Raw genomic sequence first — 18,814 nt, 5'->3', positions numbered from 1 at the left:
AAATCATGCTGTTTAAATAATTGCCTTTTTGATTGCTAAAAAGCATAATATCTTCGCCGACTATTCTAACTTTAAAAAAAATATTATGAAGAATACCTCTTTTATTTTAATGTTGCTATGCTGCTTTTCTTTAGCAATTAATGCTAAAAATACAGAAGTTTATCCAACAAATTGGTGGGTAGGAATGAAGACCAATTCCATTCAATTATTAATTCGAAGTACTGATGACTCTTTTACTACAGATAAAATCAACATCAATTATCCGGGAATAGCGATAAACAAAACTTATTCCTTTCCAAATTCAAAATACATTGCGGTAGATATTACTATTTCACCCGAAACTGCTGCTGGTGATGTAATTATTGAATTGAATCAAAAATCTGGGAAACAGAAAATAAAATGGCCTATTTACAACCGAAGAGCTGGTAACGGAATACAATATGCTCAGGGAGTGACTTCCAGCGACTTTATCGAATTGATTATGGTTGATCGCTTTAGTAATGGAGATACTGCCAATGATAAAATCAAAGGAATGCGTGACCAGTCCCTTAATCGAAAAGAAATGTATGATCGTCATGGAGGAGATTTGCAAGGTGTGATTAATAATCTGGACTATATTCAGGGGCTTGGAGTTACAGCATTGTGGTTTACTCCGGTTATGGAAAATGATATGGAGAAAAGAACTGAGCATGGTTACGCAATTACAAATCATTACAAAATTGATCGAAGATATGGAGGAGATGCGATGTATGAAAAATTGAGCAATCAGCTTCACTCAAGAGGAATGAAGCTTATTTTTGATGCAGTTTATAATCACATCGGATCGTTTCATTTTCTAGAATTAGATCCTCCTGCAAATGACTGGGTTCACCGCTGGCCAGAATATACTCAAACCAATTATAGAGAAATCCCGCTTTTTGATCCTTACGGAACAAAATCTGACAAAAAGAAAATGAGCGATGGCTGGTTTGATAAAATAATGCCAGACATTAATCAAGATAATCCGTTTATGGCCAATTTCATTATCCAAAATTGCATTTGGCATATTGAAAAGTTTGGTATTGATGGAGTTCGCCTTGATACTTATACCTATAATGACCTGAATTTTGCCAACCGCTGCAACAAAGCTATAATGGATGAGTTTCCTAAGATTTCCATTTTTGGCGAAATCATGGTGCACGGGGTAGCAAATCAGGCTTATTTTGAGCAGAATAATATAGATACACCGTTCAAAAGCAATTTGCCTTCAGTTGTAGATTTTCAGAGTCTGTATTACGGAATCATTCCAGCTTTGACAGAACCTTTTGGGTGGAAAGGCGGAGTCAATCAATTGTATTATACTTTGAGCAGTGATTTTTTGAGTAAAAATCCAATGCAGAAAGTATTGCTTTTGGACAATCATGACGAGGCTCGATTTTTTTCATTAATGGGAGAAAATGCAGAAAAGCAAAAAATTGGGTTTCAGTGGCTGCTGACCTGCAGAGGAATTCCACAGCTATATTATGGTTCTGAAGTTTTGATGAAGGGATTTAAAAATCCAGATGGCTTACTAAGAGCTGATTTTCCAGGAGGATGGAAAGAAGATGAGAAAAATGCTTTTACAGGAAAAGGAATGACTGATGACGAAAAATCGACACAGGAATTGGTTCGCAAGCTGGCTAATTTTAGAAAAAATGCATCAGCAATCAAAACGGGAAAAATGATGCACTATACGCCTGTAGATGGCTTATATGTTTATTTTAGATATGATGACAGCCAAACAATAATGTGTGTGATGAATACAAGCAATTCTGAAAAAGAAATTGATTTTCAAAAATACAATGAAAGGACAGCCGGTTTTGCTTCTGCTAAAAATGTTATTACAGAAGAAAAAATTTCGACTTCTCAAAAAACAGTTATTCCAGCAACAAAAATGTGGGTTCTGGAATTAAGTAAATAAAAAAATCGGCAAAAATAACCAATATGGCTTTACAGCGAATAAAGATTTTGCTGACAGTCTTCTTTTCAATTCAATATTGTTTAGCACAGGAACAGTCTAAAATTGAAAAAAGAAGTTATACCACAAAATCATTAGAAAATAATAAAGCTCCAATAATTGATGGAATTTTAACCGATTCAAGCTGGGATATCGTAGATTGGCAAACCGATTTTATAGAGAATCTTCCCGATGAAAATACAGCTCCAACAGAGCAGACTAAGTTTAAAATTCTTTACGATGCTAAATTTTTATATGTTGCTTTCAAGTGTTATGATAAAGAGCCCGAAAAAATTGTAAAACGTTTGTCAAGACGAGATGGTTTTGACGGCGATTTTGTCGAAGTGAATATTGATAGTTATCACGACAAGCGTACTGGATTTTCGTTTACTATTTCGGCATCGGGAGTTAAAAGCGATGAATTTATTGCAGATAATGGGAATAACTGGGATGCAAGCTGGAATCCGATTTGGTATGTAAAAACAAATATTGACTCAGAAGGCTGGACTGCTGAAATGAAAATTCCGCTCAGTCAGTTAAAATTCAGTGCGGGCAAAGATCAAATTTGGGGTTTTCAAGCTACGCGCAGGTATTTTCGAAAACAGGAGCGATCGGTTTGGCAACGTATCCCGGCTGATGCGCCGGGCTGGGTAAGTGAATTTGGAAATTTAGAGGGTTTAGCCAATCTTAAACCCCAAAAACAATTGGAAATTCAGCCTTACTTTTTAACGCAGCTTGATACATATGAACAAGAAAACGGAAATCCATTTAGAGACGGGGAAGATCTCACATTAAATGCGGGACTTGATGCTAAAATTGGAGTTACAAATGATTTGACGCTGGATTTGACTATAAACCCTGATTTTGGTCAGGTTGAGGCCGATCCTGCTGTAATTGCTTTGGATGGATTTCAGATATTTCTTCAAGAGAGACGTCCTTTTTTTATCGAAAACAAAAACATTTTCGATTGCAATTTTGGAAACAATGAAGACAATCTTTTTTATTCCAGACGTATCGGTCGAAGTCCGCAAGGGATAATTACAACTCAAAAAGAAGATTTTATCAAACGTCCTCAAAATACAACCATTTTGGGTGCCGCAAAATTTAGCGGGAAAACAAAAAATGGTTGGTCATTAGGAATTATGGAAAGCGTTACGGCAGACGAATATGTCAAAATCGATAACGGTCAAGAACGACAAGAAGTTCATGTAGAACCGCTTACCAATTATTTTGTAGGCCGTGTTCAAAAAGATTTTAATGACCGAAATAGTTTTCTGGGAGCAATCTTAACGGCAACCAACAGAAATACAGATGAACCGCAATTTCTACTTTTGCGAAAAGCAGCATATACCGGCGGATTGGATTTCAAGCACAATTGGAAAAATCGGAAATATTTTATAGGTGGAAATGTAATTTTAAGTCATGTCTTAGGTTCAAGAGAATCGATTACGAACACGCAGAAAGAAATTTCACATTTGTTTCAAAGAGCAGATGCTGATTATGTTTCTGTTGATGAAAGCAGAACGTCACTTACGGGGACGGGAGGAAAGATTGAAGCAGGAAAAGCAGCTGAGGGACACTGGCGATATAATGCGACACTAACCTGGCGTTCGCCGGAATTGGAGCTCAATGACATTGGCTTTCTGCGTCAGGCGGATGAAATCAAGCAGACTTTCTATGTAAGCTATCAATCTTTAAAACCTTTTGGGATTTTCAGAAGCGGAATGGTGCGTTTAGAACCTTTTGTAACCTACGATTTTGGAGGTTTTCACAATCGGACTTATTATGATCTTTTGGGGAAATCAGAATTTAAGAACTATTGGTGGGCGAATATCGGTTTTTCTTATAAACCTAGAATCTATAATAATGCCTATTTGCAGGGCGGGCCAAAATTTAGATTTTCAGAAGAATTTGTAAGCTATAATACTTTTGGTTCGGATCCGCGAAAAAAGCTTCGTTTTCAAGCTGGAGTGTTTTTCGCCCAAGGAAAAAACAATTCTTTCTCGTATAAGGCAATAGATCCTAGTGTGACGTATCAGCCAACAAATGCGTTGTCGATTACTTTGAATCCAAATTTCAATGTTAATCAGAGTAAAACACAATATGTAACGCAATCAAATTATGAAAACGGAATTCGATATATAACTTCGCATTTGGAACAGCAGACATTAAGCGCTTCATTGCGGCTCAATTATAGCATAAATCCCAATTTTACTATTCAGTATTATGGACAGCCATTTGTGTCAACTGGAAAATATTCAGATTTTAATTACGTTACCAACCCCCGTGCAGCCTATTTTGCAGATAGAGTTGTAACATACAATCAAAAGCAGATTTCATTTGATAGTGCAACAAATATTTATAATGTTGACGAAAATCAAAATGGGACCAAAGACTATTCCTTTCGTAATCCTGACTTTTCATTTGTTCAGTTCCGCTCCAATTTGGTTTTAAGATGGGAATATATACCAGGCTCAGAAATTTATTTGGTTTGGTCGCAAGGAACAAATGGTTCGGGAAATCCTATGGACGATTTATTTGTTAATCTGGACACACAAATTTTAGGCAAACAACCGCAGAATACATTTATTTTCAAAATGACCTATCGCTTTTTGCTATGAAGAAAAAACTAATCTCTAAAAAATAAAAAATGTTTAAAAAAAATATACTCTTACTTCTGATTCTTTTTCCTCTTTGTATCTTTTCGCAATCGGATGAGATTGAAAAATCAGTCCAATATTTATCCAATAACAAAAATACGCCAGAGGAATATATTGCTTCAAAATTTGCTCAAAAGGATATAATCCTTCTGTCAGAAGAGCATCGGGTTAAGGAAAATCTTCAATTTGTAAAGAGTTTGATTCCTGTTTTATATCAAAATAAAGTATATAATTTAGGAATGGAATTTGGCGCAAGTGAAAATCAAGCGCAATTAGATTCTTTAATTTCTGCTCCTGAATATAACAAGGATTTAGCTCGAAAATTAATGTTTAACTACAATTCAGGGTGGGCTTTTAAGGGGTATACCGATTTGTATGAGGCTGCATGGTCATTTAATAGATCCCTTCCTAAATCTTCGAAAAAATTTCGTATTTTAAATTTAAGCTATCGTTACGATTGGTCTTCCTTTTCTGGACAACGAACTTCCGAAAAAATGAAGAAAGTTTTTTACAAAGGAAACACTGAAACATATCGATTCTCTATTGTAGAGAAAGAAATTGTTACTAAGAGAGAGAAAATTTTGATTCTCACCGGAGATGTCCATGCATTTACAAAGTATAAATTTCCAGTTTATGATTTTTTGGGTACTGATTTTATAAGATTTGAAGATGGCTATTTTGGGAATCAGCTTTATGCTAAATATCCACGATTAGTTTATTCTGTTTTATTGCATAAACCTTTCAGTAATCGTCCTGATACAAAACCGAATTTGATTTCTCCGGCAGATGGAAAAATCGAAATTATAATGGAGAAAATCAATAATACACCAGTTGGTTTCGATTTGGCTGATACTCCACTTGGAAAGCTTAAGGATAATAGTTATTATTCAATGGGATATCAGGATTTTACTTTGGAAAATTTTTATGATGGCTATATATTTCTGGCACCAATAAATAAACTTTCTGGTTGCGATATTGATCCGAAATTTTTAACTGCGAGCAATTGGAATGAAGCCCAGGAAAATGTAGCAGATCCTGATTGGAGGCCAAGGCCAAAAAACATGGAGGAATATTGGAAACAGATTCGGGAATATGGAGATATTGCAAAGAAATATGGTGAGGTAGACAAGTATTGAGGTTAAACGCATTCAAATTAAAAATCCCTATTTCATAGCAGGCCACCGCTTTGCAAGAAACCATACATTATCTAACCGAAGTCATACTGCATAAATGCGGCCTTTACAAATAGCGGTACATGAGAATGCACCGCTAATTGACGCAAAACCATCTATGCCACCAGCTATTCCTCGATTGCTTCGCCAGTTCGTTTTGCTAATGTGCAGTGGAAATCCCTTTGTGAACGCACAGTTGGAAAAGCTCATGAAAAACAATATTAAACCTAAAAAAACATTAAATACAATGACGATACTGATCACCCAAATTAGATTCCGCTGACCATTGCTGATACTAATTAATTTACCGGCCAGATTATCTGATAGCTATTTTAAGCGTTACCCGCATAACTGGTCCAAACCTTCCTCCAAAAAACAATAGTAGAAATAATTAAAAAAATAAAATGACAACACAGATCTACCGGAAAATGTCGGCCATGATGGCAAGAATTTTAAAAATAAAAACAAGAGGTTCTTACAAATCCATCTTGATTTTTTTGTATATATAATAAATCGAGTTATTGACCATCCATGCATAAGCACATAAACCTTGCCATAGTTTTTGAAAGCCCACCCTTGGGTACGGAAAACCAATAGTCCAAATACGTCAGTAGCTCATCCATATAACTATTGCAGCTCACGGGTATAGCACCTCAGAAGATTACAAGTACATTTAACCCTGCAGATAATCATTCTGTTTTCAATAAATTTAGTAAAAATCAACATCAGTTATATAATATAACCTTTTCGGTCAAGTAAAGATGCAGCCATGCCAGAAAAAACACAAACCAATACCGACAGATGGTGTATTCTAATACCGATTTTTGCTCCAATAGAGATTCCTGCCAGAACCATACTGCTGGAAGAAGGCAGTGTTTCAAAAACAATGTTTTTCATTGAAAAAGGATGTCTTAGGACCTGTACCTAAATCATACAAGTCATCCCACAACATTACATTGCTTCCTATTTTAGGCATCACATCTATATCGCTCATCAGGGTTCTCAACAGGCAATAAAAACTTTTTTTTAAAACAATTGTTATCGATAGTCTGTCTAGTGATTTGCTAATTTTGCGGTTTATCCTTACAGAAGAAAATTACAGAACCATGATACACGCTTTTAGAACATTAGTCAAAAAAAGACACCGATCAATAAAATAAAATCTGTTCTTAATTCAAACTTACAGGACATACAGCCAAATTTTGACCTCGAAGATTTCGATAAAATTCTGCGGATTGAAAGCAGAAAAAAAATAACTTATAATAGATGACTATTTAGCGGAAACATATTACTATTTAGCATTAGCATACAAAAAAGAGAGCAATATAAGTTTGTTCAAAGATTTTTTTAAAAGGCAAAGATTTTTATAAGAAAGGATATGCAATTAAAGAATAATTACACTTATCCCTTGATAAAATTTACTATCAAGAAATAGAAAAATTGTTAAAATAATTTCTTGCCTGATTCTGAAAATAACATGACAAAAAGAATCAGCGAAGCCGATCGAGAAGTGAGCATTATGATTCAAAATATTGTAGCTACAGCAGTGAGGGCTATCAAAAAAAAAAAGAATATAACCTAACTACGAACAAACTATTGATTGGCAGTAATTTCGATTTGTCCCGATAGCATTATTAAAAAAAGGCCATCCTAAGATGGCCTTTTATCACAATGGAAAATTAATAATTTTTTGTAACAGTGTAAGTTTTTGCAGTGAAGTCAACTACAATAGTATAGTTTCCTGTTGTTACAATTGGAATATTCGTGCCGCCTGCATCTAAAGTTCCATCACTTCCATTATCGCCGTAATTTGTTGCCCAGTCATCATCTAATCTAAATTTGATTTCCCCCGCGGCTAAATCCATCGTGATGGAATATTTTTTAGAAGCTGAATTATAATTTAAGTCAGCATCGGCTGTCCAACCGTCACCACCTGTTGTTGCTGCCGTCGCGCTGCCAATTATGCCCCAGTTTGGCCATGCAGGGTATGGCGTTACGGTGATAGTGTAAAAATTAGATGTTTGCGGCAGTGCGTTAACTGCACCGACTGTAGATCTAATTCGTACATCCAGCTTTCCTTCGACAAAAGATGTAAGCCCAGCATTTAAAGCGACGGCATTTAATTCTTCAACTGTAAAGCTTTTAAATGTAGCGGTGGTTACACTCGCTATAGTAGGATTTTTAAAATCGGTACCAGCTTTTGCCACTTCAATTGTATAATTAATAACTGTTTCAGTTCCCTCATAATGTGCTTCATTCCAAACAAAAGTAGTCGCTAAGCTTGTAGCATTGGCATTTTCGAGCACAATATTAAAATTAGATTGCGGAGTGAGCAGTACTGGCGCAATCCCCTCAGTGATTACCGGTCTGTTTTCAACATCATCAGCATTACATGACACTATTAATATGGCAATTAATGCAGCCAGAATTTTATATATATTTTTCATTTTATTATCTTTTATATGTTAGTTATATCCAGGGTTTTGTTTTAAAGTCGGGTTAGCTTGAATGGTTGTGCTGGGAATTGGCATAATATCTCTGTAGGATTGTGTAGAAGTCCCATTTTGAATGCCTCCCTTCCATTGCCATAGTTTACTTGAACCGGTAAATTTGTCAAATCGAATTAAATCAGTTCGCCTGTGGCATTCCCAAAACAATTCTCTTGCCCTTTCCGCAAGAATAAAATCTAATGTTAAATCGGAAGTTGAAATACTAGTTGCATTAGCTCTTTTTCTGATTTTATTCACGTAACCTAAAGCTGTTTCGATATTGCCGTTTGATGCACCTCTTAAAGTTGCTTCAGCATACATTAAATATGCATCTGATAATCTAAACATCGGAAAATCTGTATCTGGAATATCATTTCTTTGCGCTGCGCTTCCATCAGAATTTACATTAGTGTACTTGGTAACTGCGTAACCGTTTGAAAAAGCACCTACGTTAGCAATATCTAAGGTTTGTCCATTGGTATAGAAAGTGCCTCTGACATCTCCAGTAGCATTTTCATCGGGAAACAATTGAACAAATTCTTTTCTTGTTCTGATGCCTGACCAGCCCCCATCCATCCCTTGGGTCGCGGCATCCATTGTTCCTCCTATAGAAGCGTGCAAAATGAAGCTCATACCTCCGCCTGTAGCTCTAATAGCATTACCGTCATTGATCACCGGGAAAATAAATTCATTTTGCGCTCCATTGACATTATTGTCAGCTGCAAATAAATATCGGTATGGCACATCTGCAAAACTGTAAGCTGAATTAATAACATCATTGCAGGCCGCTATTGCCTCATCATTCTTTGCCGTTCCGCTATATACTTTTGCATTAAGATAAATTTGCGCCAATAAAAATTTAGCAGCTGTTTTATCTATTCTTCCGTATTCATTTGCTCTTGAAGCGGCAAGGCTTTTGTCTAAATCTTTCAATTCGGATTCAATGAATGCAAAAACTTCTGCTCTTGCTTTTTGTTCGGGATAGAAAAAACCAACTGGGTCCTTCTCCGTGATAATAGGCACATTACCAAAGAGATCCATCAAATTATAGTATGAAAATGCTCTTAAGAAGCGGGCCTCTGCCCTAAAGGTGGTAATTTCACTTTTCAGGCTGGCATCAACACCTCTTTCTGCTAATTTTTCATCTGTGGTTTGCCTTAAAAATTCATTAGCAATACTAATATGGTAAAAAGCTCTGGAATACAATCCATATAAGAATTGATTATTGGTGCTCCACGTCTGAAAATTTAATGCTGGCAGACCATCATCTCCCCACGATACAATAGCTTCGTCCGTTGTAAACTCTTGCATTGCAAACAATAACCTCAAATAGCTGCTAAAATCTCCTCCAATTCCAGCAATATCAGCAATTCCATCACCATCATTTCCTCCGACATATAAACCTGCATACAGCTTAGCCAATCCTTGTTTATAGGATGAGGGGTCTTTAAAAAAGGAATCTGATAAAAATTCATCATCGTCTTTTGGGGTCACTTCTAGGTCGCTTGTACACGAAGTAAGCACCATATTTAATCCAAAAATGAATAGAAGAAAATAAGCTATATATTTAAATGATATTTTCATTTTTATTTTTTTAAAATTTGTTCATGAATGTACTATTACAAATTGGCATTAACTCCAAAGAAGTAAGTTCTGGCTCTTGGATAAACATTACCATCAATGCCATTAAACTGTTCAGGATCCAAACCGTCGTATTTTGTGAAAGTCAAAACATTTTGAACTCCTGCAGAAAATCTCAATGCGGCAGACTTTAATATCTTTTTCCCTAATGCATAGCCTATTGTCAGGTTATCTAATTTTATGAAAGATGCATCTTTTATGAAATAATCAGAATAGTTGCGTTGGGTTCCATTTGAATTAGTTTCAGCATCAAAACCCGTGTTATAATAATCTATAGTAACATTGGCCAAATCAGTTTCTCTTCTTAAGCCTGCCTGCAGGTATCCTTTATCAGAGCTTATATTGTCAAAAACATAATTTCCTAAACTAGCTCTCCAATTCATTGTAAAATCAAAATTTTTGTAATTCAATGTGCTGACAAAGCCAAACGTATAATCCGGTGCCGCTTTGTGAAGCCTGTAACGGTCCTCGGTGTTAATTTGCCCGTCTTTATTTCTATCTGCGTAAGCTCCTTGGATCGGTCTTTTATTTGCATCATATAGCTGCTCATAAACATAAAAGGTATTGGGAGCAAATCCTACAGAGTTAATTTGTATCTGATTACCATTACCACCTGCAATACCTCCAGTGGTATATCCTTGAAAACCCGGAACAGTAAAGCCTAAATTGGTTATTTCCTGTTTAATATAAGTTGCATTAAAAGCTAAATTCCAGTTTAAATTATCATTTTTTATAATGTCTGATTCGATGCTAAATTCAACACCATCTGTCTTTACGCTGCCTACGTTAGAAAAACCCTGATTTCTCATATTCGCGCCATCAGGATAAGCAATAAAAGCTAAAAGATCATTTGACTTTTTATTAAAATAGTTGATGGATCCTGTTATTCTATTATTGAATAATCCATAATCTAAACCTATATTGGCTTCAGCTAATTCTTCCCATTTAATGTCTGGATTATAACCTTCAGTTCTTGCTACCCTGTAGATAGTGTTTCCAAAAATATACTGAGAGTTCACCGTGCCCAAAGTCACTCTTTTTAGATAATCGTACGAAGCACTAATATCCTGCTGTCCAGTCTCACCATACCCTAATCGTAATTTAAGATTTGATAAAGCACTATTATCTTTCAAAAACGACTCACTTGAAATGTTCCATGCGAAAGCAGCGCCTGAAAAATTACCCCATCTGTTTTTTTCAGAAAAACGCGAAGTACCGTCTCTTCTATAATTCAATGTTAATAAATACCTGCCATCATATCCTAGATTTACACGACCAAAGTAAGACTGCAAATTAATATCTGGATCCGTTTGAACATCAGGCTCAGTACCGGGAACTCTTATATTATTAGTTGTAAATCCTTCTCTTTGAAACATTTGATAGTTATAGCCTGCCGTAACATCAGTTTTAAACTTTCCTAAATCTTTGCTATAATTAAAATAGGCATTTAAGTTTTTATTTTGGCGCGAGTCCGTATAATGCGTATTTCCTCCTTTATTCACCCAATTTCCTGAGCTAAAAACATTAGGCTGATATCCAGTGGCACTTTCAGTGCTTATATCTATAAATCCGTTGCTATCAAATTTATCAATGCCCAATTCAAGCACAGCCCTTAAATCTTCAAAGAAATGCAAATTATAATCTAACCTTACATTTCCCCATTTTCTAGTAGAGGTTGAACTGTTGTTCGTCTGATCTAATAAAGCCACAGGGTTCCTTCCTGGCAATAAGGGTAAATTGCCATTTGCTTCTAACCATTCGAAATATCCGCCATAACGAGATCCCGTCTGGTATACTGGCTGCGTAGGATCAAATCCTATTGCATTGCCAATCACAGCGCCTTGATTTTGAAATCTATTTTTACCAAAAGACAAATTACCGTTAATATCAACTTTTAAATGGTTATCAAATAAAACAGGATTCATAGTCAATGAAGCAGTAGTCCTCTCAAAGCTTGTATTTTTTAATATTCCAGGGTTGTTTGTGTTGCCTAAAGAAAGCCTAACAGGAAGCTTGCCAAATAGTGCACCGCTTGCGGATACATTATTGTTGGTTGTCAGTACAGTATGAAAAATTTCATCTTGCCAATTTGTATTGGCAGTGCCTAACAATGCCTTCTGAGCTGCTGAACCTTTTTCATTTACTAAATTCCGAAATTGATCAGCACTCAATACATCGACTGTATCAGCAACAGTATCCACGCCGGTTTGAGAATTGAATGAAACCTTCATTCCAGCCTTAGAGCCTTTCTTTGTTGTAATTACAATTACACCATTTGCAGCCCTAGATCCATAAATTGCAGCCGCAGATGCATCTTTTAAAACTGTAAACGACTCAATATCATTAGGATCTATTGTAGCCAAAATACTTGTAGCTCCGTTAGGTACCGCATTACTAGTGGGAAGTCCGTCTATTACAATTAAAGGTTCGTTTGAAGCATTTAACGATGAGCCTCCTCTAATTCTAATGTCCGCTTTTGCTCCAGGCGCTCCTCCGCCTGTTATATTCACGCCTGAAATACGGCCCTTAATTAAACTCTCAGAAGTAACGTTAATCCCTTTATTAAAGTCTTTTGCTGCAATTTGTGAAACAGAACCTGTTGCATCTTTTTTCTTAACAGTTCCGTAACCTACCTGAACTAGAACTTCTTTGAGCTGGTTTGCATCTTCTTCTAAAAAAACATTTAATGTTTTTTGTCCTGTGTAATCAATGGTCTGGGTTTTGTATCCAATGAAAGAAACAACAATTTTGTTTCCGCTTCTAACATTTGACAGTTGGAAATTACCGTCAAATCCCGTAGATGCACCGTTTGGAGCACCTTGTACATTTAAATTTACTCCCGGTATTGGCTGACCCGTCCTTTTGTCAGCAACAGTACCGCTTAACGTGTTCTGGGCTAATACTGTAAAAGGCACCAATAGGAATAAAAATAACAACTTTCTGTAAATTGTTTTCATAAGTTTGGTTTAAATAAGTTTGGTTGTTAGTAATACTGTTTTTGCAAAATCGCTATGATCTAAGGAGAGATTATTTCGATTTCGCTGACACAAAATTATGAAGCGTTTAAAGTCTTAATTTTGACAATAAAAAAAATGTAGCTAAACGAGTTGTTACATACGCGCAAACACCTTAAAAACAAACAATTAACACCATTTAACACCTGTAAAAAGTAGTGCCTATGTAGTAAAAAATCAGATTTGAGCTAGGCAAATCGCATTTGCAAAAAAGTTAGTTTAACATTAGATTTATTACGCTAGTAAAAATTGTTAATTCTTTAATGCTCTGCGCTTCAATCGAAATATTTTAAATTAAAATGCCTTAAAAAAACTAATTGGTTTGATCTCTCTCAATAATCCTGAAGGCACAAAATCTAATATATTTTGTAGAAGATTTTCTGATTTGATCCTTAAGTGTTGATAATGCAGAATATGCAGGAAGATTTTTAATTCTGCCCACCGCCAAAGGTTTGTTTCAATAGTTTTTTCTTGCTAGGAATCTCCAAAAAAAAAGTCACAAAACAGGAAGGAGAAACTTTAAGTTATCAGCCTAAATACGCAATTACAGATCAGAAATTGAATTTTCAGAGTAGCATCCTTGCCGAAATGGCGGGATCTTTTGAGGCTGATATACCGAATATATCTTTTAATTGTGAATATGATCCGCTTTTGAATGCTGATGGCTAAAAAGCCATCTATCATTAAAAACTTGAAGGAGACTAAACTTATAGGAATATTCAGCACCATAATCGTTGGAGGCTCAACTGAAAGAAAGCACTCTAGGAAGTACTTATGGGGATGCATCTTGGAATTGAAATTTTCCGAGTTGAAGTAAAAAGAATATGAATAGGACTGTTTGCACAATGAAGATAAAAACCCCTCAAATTGCTTTGAGGGGTTTAGGGATAATAAAACAGCTTTGATTTTATTTAAACAATTAAATAGGTAAAATTAATTTCCAAAGTCATTAGTCTCTATTTCAATTCAATAATACTTATAGCATAACCGCCTCCCGGAGCAGTATATTGCGCTAATTTAGATTTACTATCAACTTTTATCTTTCGAATAATATAAGCCTGCGGATTGGTTTTGTAATGCGCTTCTTTTGCATCTGCATAAATGGTTGCTTGGTAATTTTTACCTTTTTTTAGGAAATCCAAAGTAATAGATGAAGTTCTTGATTTTTCACCATTTACGTTACCTATAAACCAATCCTCCGTTCCTTTCGCTTTTCTTGCAACTGTGATGAATTCTCCAGGGTCAGCTTCTAAATATTTACTCTCACTCCAGTCTACAGCAACATCTTTAATAAATTGGAAAGCATCTGGAAAACGCTCGTAATTTTCCGGCAAGTCAGCAGCCATTTGCAATGGGCTGTACATTGTTACGTACAATCCTAATTGATTTGCCAAGGTGCTGTTTAAATGCGAATTGTTTTCTGGATTAATTTTGCTGATATTCATTTCAAAAATTCCAGGAGTATAATCCATTGGGCCGCCAATTAATCTGGTAAATGGCAAAATTGTAACGTGATTAGGCTTGGATCCCCCAAAAGCCTGGTATTCTGTTCCTCTAGCCGATTCATTTCCAATTAAATTTGGATAAGTTCTGCAAATCCCTGTTGGACGAATCGCTTCATGTGCGTTGACCATGATTTTATAGTCTGCCGCTTTTTCAATTGCAAACTGATAATGATTGACAAGCCATTGATTATAATGATTTTCACCGCGCGGAAGGATTGGCCCCACATAGCCGCTCTTTACAGCATCATAACCATTGTCTTTCATAAAACGATAAGCTTTGTCCATGTGACGTTCATAATTGCGTGTAGAGCCGGAAGTTTCGTGATGCATGATTATTTTAATCCCTTTCGATTTGGCATACTCCTGAATTCCTTTTACATCAAAATCAGGATAAGGGGTTACAAAATCAAAAACATAATCTTTAGACTGGCCAAACCAATCTTCCCAGCCTTCGTTCCAACCCTCTACCAATACCGCACTAAACCCATTTGCAGCTGCGAAATCAATGTATTTTTTTACATTAGCCGTATTGGCGCCATGTTTTCCGTTGGGTTTAGCTTTTGCATAATCGGTAAGCCCTAATTGCACTGTTGGATATTCATCGGTATAGGCCCAAGTGCTTTTCCCTGTAATCATTTCCCACCAAACCCCAACGTATTTCATTGGTTTAATCCAAGAAGTATCCTCGATTTTACAAGGATCATTTAAGTTCAAAATCATTTTTGAAGCCAAAATTTCCGTGGCATCATCACTTGCCATAATAGTTCTCCAAGGCGATTGGCAAGGTGCCTGCATATAGCCTTTATCACCTTTGGCGTCTGGCGTTAACCACGATTCAAAAACCATATTCTTGTCATCCAAATTCAAATGCATACATGAATAATTAATTAAGGCGGCTTCATGCAGATTGATAAAAAGCCCATCTGCTGTTTTCATCATCAGGGCCGTCTGGACTCCTGTCGGCGAAAAAGATTGCTGCGAAACATTTTCGGTAGTGGCTTTTTTAGTCAAACCTCTTATTTCAGACAATTTAGAAGTCGTATAATCGTATTCCTGAGTATCATAATCTCCTGGAATCCAGAAAGCGGTATGGTCTCCATTCATTGCAAACTGGCTTTTTTCTTCTTTAATAATAAAATAAGTTAGATTTTTTTGCAAAGGAAATTCATAGCGAAAGCCTAAACCTTCGTCAAACAATCGGAAACGGATAACCAGCTGTCTATCGGTTCCTTTTTGGTTTAGGGTTACCGCCAATTCATTATAATGGTCACGAATGCTGGCTACTTCTCCCCAAACTGGCTTCCAGTTTTCGTCAAAAGTACTCTTGGCAGAATCAATAACTGTGAAATCATTCAGTAATGATTTTGAATCATTTTTCAGCTCCAATCCCAGTTTGCTCGGCTTAATAACTACCTTGTCCTTATAATTCAAGCTATAAATGGGTGTGCCATCACTTTGTAAAGAAAACTTCATTTGAAATTTTTGATTGGGAGATTTTAATTGCTGCGCCAACAAGCTATTAGATGCCAGGCACAGCAAGGTCAATAGTAAGAAATGTTTCATTTGAATTGAGTTAATAAAATTAATGGTTTTTTTTACCTTTTTTAGTTCCATCAAATTTAAAGCGTTTTTTCGGCCACAATTCTTGCTATGATGGTTTGGTAGCAAAAAGTCAGCCCTAAAAAGCATAATGAATTTATTTTAAATAACTTAACGATACTTAATCCTACGAAAAAGTAGTAATTTGGTAGAATAATAAAAGCCTTTTTACTATAAGAAGAGTAAAAAGGCGGCAAATTTTAAAAAAAACTATATATTAGTCTCTATTCGCATCACATTTGCTTCAAATTTATCCCGAGGACCTAAAGCTTTATTTCTTAGTTTGGTTCTGTAATTATAAATCGTAGATAAAGAATAGCGCAAAAAATCCGCAATTTTTACACTATCTGAAATTCCTAGTCGGATTAAGGCATATATTCGCAATTCAGTATTCATCAACTCTCCGGGTTTTAATTTAATACACTCATTATCAATAAGCAATTCATTAAATTCTTCAATGAAATTTGGAAAAAGAGACAAAAAAGTCTTGTCAAAATTTTTGTAAAATTCTTTTAATTCCACTTCAATGAATTCTTTAGATTTCACGGCTTTGACTAATTCGGCTGTTTTTCCACTGGAAAGAATAACATTCAATCTACGCTGATATTCCTCTAACTTGCTAATATATAGCGAGCACTGATCCATATAACGCCCAATGTAAATTTCCTTAACCAAATTAGCCTCTATAAGCGTTGAGTTGGCATAATTTAATCTTTCATTAAAACTGTTCAACTCTTTATTTAATTCAACGAGCTTACTGTTGGCCAAACTAATTTCCCTTTTGGCTACGGATTTTTTTTTCATCTCTTTAAATAGCAAAACCAAAGCAACCATTAACAATAGAGATAAAATACTCACACTTATTAAAAACATTATCAATTGCCAACGGTTGGTTTCATTCTGTTTTTGATAAGCTAGATCGATGATAGACAGCATTCTAGAAATTTCGTAGGTCCTCAAACGGGCATTGCAAAAAAGCGCATCTTCCAAAGAGCGTTGGATATATTTATAGGCCCGGTCTACATCATCTTCTTTATACATGATAAAAGCCAAAGATCGAAGTGAAATGTATTCCCTTTTATCTAATTTCAAATCTGAAATTGCCGATTTGATTAACCACTTTTTCTCCTGATGGAAATTTTTCTTCTTTTGGTAGGTTCTAGATATAATATAGGCTACGATTGCTCTATCAGGATCATTTTTATCCATTTTATAAAAATAATCGTGTAACATTTGAAGGGTCTTGTCATATTGCCTTTTTTCAAACAAAATATTCGCTTGAGTAATAACATTCGATTTTGACTCGTACTTAAAAACGGAATCCCGAAACTGTTCGCTCAATTGTTCGTAGCTTTTTTTTTCCTGTTTGGAGGCGGCATATATGGACATATACAGATACAGCGAACTATGTACGCCGTAGTAGAAGCTTTTAATTTCAGGCGTAGAATGTATATCGATCCTATGCAAAATATCGGTTGCTTCTTTATACATCCCCAAAGTTCCCATAATAGATGCTAAATTCAATTTTGCAGTATTAATTTTGGTTAAATCCTTTAAGATGTTAGCCGCTATTAAACTTCTACGGGCATAATTTAAAGCTGAATCTGACTGATAAGCCCTGTATTCATTATATAACTTTTCAAATATCTCATATTTCTGAACGTTCGTAGAAGTTAATTTCTTCAAACTGACAAGTTTACTTATTTCAGTTTCCTTTTTATTATGATAGATTTCTCTTTTATCAATAGCAGCATCTAATTCATCTAACAATGAATTAATTTCATCTTGAGAATATAGTTGTACAGGAAGGCAGATAATAAGGAATAAAGTCCAAAATTTATTCATTCTGTGTTTATTTTGTTTAGATTAAGTTTATAGTTTAATATTATTATCTTGCATTATGAAATCCAACAAAATCAAAAGTCGTGGCTCAAAACGCATCATCATGAAAAGATTTTAAGGATTGATCACTACATAAAAAATCTGCTTGATTTCATCCCCCTGACACAGAAGCCAATATCGTTGAGCTCCAATTCCGGCGAAGGCGAGGTTAGTGTCGCATTATATCGCCAGTGTCCTTCAGCGGCCTTTCCTGCTTCAATCTTTCCTCCCGTCCCCGTAAGTGACGTTCTGCTTTTATCAACAGAAATATAATCAGCATCTACTCTTTGAAACAAATGTGAAATTTCTCTCTGCGTGTTCGTAATCGATTCTCTTGAACCTAAGACATGGCTGGAGATTGCATTTCCACCAATAAAATATTTCCTGTTTTTCCAATTGTGCTTGAAATCCAATCCGCCGGAATACGCTGCTTTTCGCAAAAGCAGAAATTGCGGTTCATCCGTATTTCTGCTGGTTGCTGTTACAATTGCTCCCAAAAAACTATTTCGGCCGTTAAAATCCTTTTAACATAACCAACAAGATTATTGGTAAGCGGTTCTATATGCACTTCTTGTCGTTCTTGACCACTATCGATTTTGACATATTAGTCTGTCATTACACTTTCCAGAATACCGAGAGACCAACCGTTCTTTAAATTAATCACTCTTTACTCTCGATATTTATGGCAAATGAGAACCCCGGTCTTTTATCATGGTAGCTGTCAGTATTAACGTCAACCGACCGCCATCAAAGCCATCACTTCTCGACAAACGTTTTATGATTATCCGGTTCATTACCATATTATCTAAAAGCAAAGTACAGGAATTTGGAATCACAGAGTATTTTAGATTTCGTCTGCTCTGTTGGCGGTGTATTCT

At 35.6% G+C, this 18,814-nt stretch carries 11 protein-coding genes; 5 read left to right on the top strand and 6 right to left on the bottom strand.

The window, feature by feature from the left end:
- Positions 1-85: 85 nt before the first annotated feature.
- The 4 genes from DM397_RS02750 (at position 86) to DM397_RS02730 (ending at position 6,735) form a co-directional block, all read left to right on the top strand.
- Positions 86-1,939, top strand: a complete 1,854-nt coding sequence (locus DM397_RS02750) for an alpha-amylase family glycosyl hydrolase (RefSeq protein WP_026729741.1) — start codon at positions 86-88, stop codon at positions 1,937-1,939.
- Between the two features lie 23 nt (positions 1,940-1,962).
- A complete protein-coding gene (locus DM397_RS02745; protein ID WP_051234441.1) occupies positions 1,963-4,596 on the top strand; it encodes a DUF5916 domain-containing protein in 2,634 nt (877 codons plus the stop codon).
- 29 nt (positions 4,597-4,625) lie between these two features.
- Complete coding sequence (locus tag DM397_RS02740; RefSeq protein WP_051234440.1) at positions 4,626-5,771, top strand: ChaN family lipoprotein; 1,146 nt, start codon at positions 4,626-4,628, stop codon at positions 5,769-5,771.
- Positions 5,772-6,576: 805 nt separating this feature from the next.
- Positions 6,577-6,735, top strand: a complete 159-nt coding sequence (locus tag DM397_RS02730) for a hypothetical protein (protein ID WP_204251866.1) — start codon at positions 6,577-6,579, stop codon at positions 6,733-6,735.
- Positions 6,736-7,486: 751 nt separating this feature from the next.
- On the opposite strand, the gene DM397_RS02725 is transcribed toward DM397_RS02730, so the two are convergent.
- The 3 genes from DM397_RS02725 to DM397_RS02715 are packed head-to-tail and all read right to left on the bottom strand — an operon-like array spanning position 7,487 to position 12,894.
- The gene (locus DM397_RS02725) at positions 7,487-8,254 is read right to left on the bottom strand and encodes a SusE domain-containing protein (protein ID WP_026729738.1); all 768 of its coding nucleotides are present in this window, start codon (positions 8,252-8,254) and stop codon (positions 7,487-7,489) included.
- An 18-nt stretch (positions 8,255-8,272) separates the two neighbouring features.
- Complete coding sequence (locus DM397_RS02720; protein WP_026729737.1) at positions 8,273-9,880, bottom strand: RagB/SusD family nutrient uptake outer membrane protein; 1,608 nt, start codon at positions 9,878-9,880, stop codon at positions 8,273-8,275.
- Positions 9,881-9,915: 35 nt separating this feature from the next.
- Positions 9,916-12,894 carry a SusC/RagA family TonB-linked outer membrane protein gene (locus DM397_RS02715; protein WP_026729736.1) on the bottom strand — a complete coding sequence of 993 codons (2,979 nt, stop codon included), beginning with the start codon at positions 12,892-12,894 and terminating at the stop codon, positions 9,916-9,918.
- Between the two features lie 528 nt (positions 12,895-13,422).
- On the opposite strand from DM397_RS02715, the gene DM397_RS02710 reads away from it, so the two are divergent.
- Positions 13,423-13,620, top strand: coding sequence for a hypothetical protein (locus tag DM397_RS02710; RefSeq protein ID WP_111376080.1), 198 nt, complete (start codon positions 13,423-13,425; stop codon positions 13,618-13,620).
- A gap of 287 nt (positions 13,621-13,907) precedes the next feature.
- Here DM397_RS02710 and DM397_RS02705 read toward each other — a convergent pair whose 3' ends face one another.
- The 3 genes from DM397_RS02705 to DM397_RS02695 all read right to left on the bottom strand — a co-directional run bounded on the left by DM397_RS02705 (position 13,908) and on the right by DM397_RS02695 (position 18,433).
- A complete protein-coding gene (locus DM397_RS02705) occupies positions 13,908-16,019 on the bottom strand; it encodes a glycoside hydrolase family 97 protein (protein WP_111376086.1) in 2,112 nt (703 codons plus the stop codon).
- Positions 16,020-16,265: 246 nt separating this feature from the next.
- Positions 16,266-17,900 (bottom strand): DUF6377 domain-containing protein, encoded by a 1,635-nt coding sequence (locus DM397_RS02700; RefSeq protein WP_111376079.1) that lies wholly within the window; start codon positions 17,898-17,900, stop codon positions 16,266-16,268.
- Positions 17,901-18,025: 125 nt separating this feature from the next.
- The gene (locus DM397_RS02695) at positions 18,026-18,433 is read right to left on the bottom strand and encodes a hypothetical protein (protein WP_111376078.1); all 408 of its coding nucleotides are present in this window, start codon (positions 18,431-18,433) and stop codon (positions 18,026-18,028) included.
- Positions 18,434-18,814 lie beyond the last annotated feature (381 nt).

Source organism: Flavobacterium nitrogenifigens (assembly GCF_003254565.1).
Taxonomy (GTDB): Bacteria; Bacteroidota; Bacteroidia; order Flavobacteriales; family Flavobacteriaceae; genus Flavobacterium; species Flavobacterium nitrogenifigens.
Note: the sequence above shows the minus strand (reverse complement) of the source record. Positions and strands in the feature narration are given on the sequence as shown.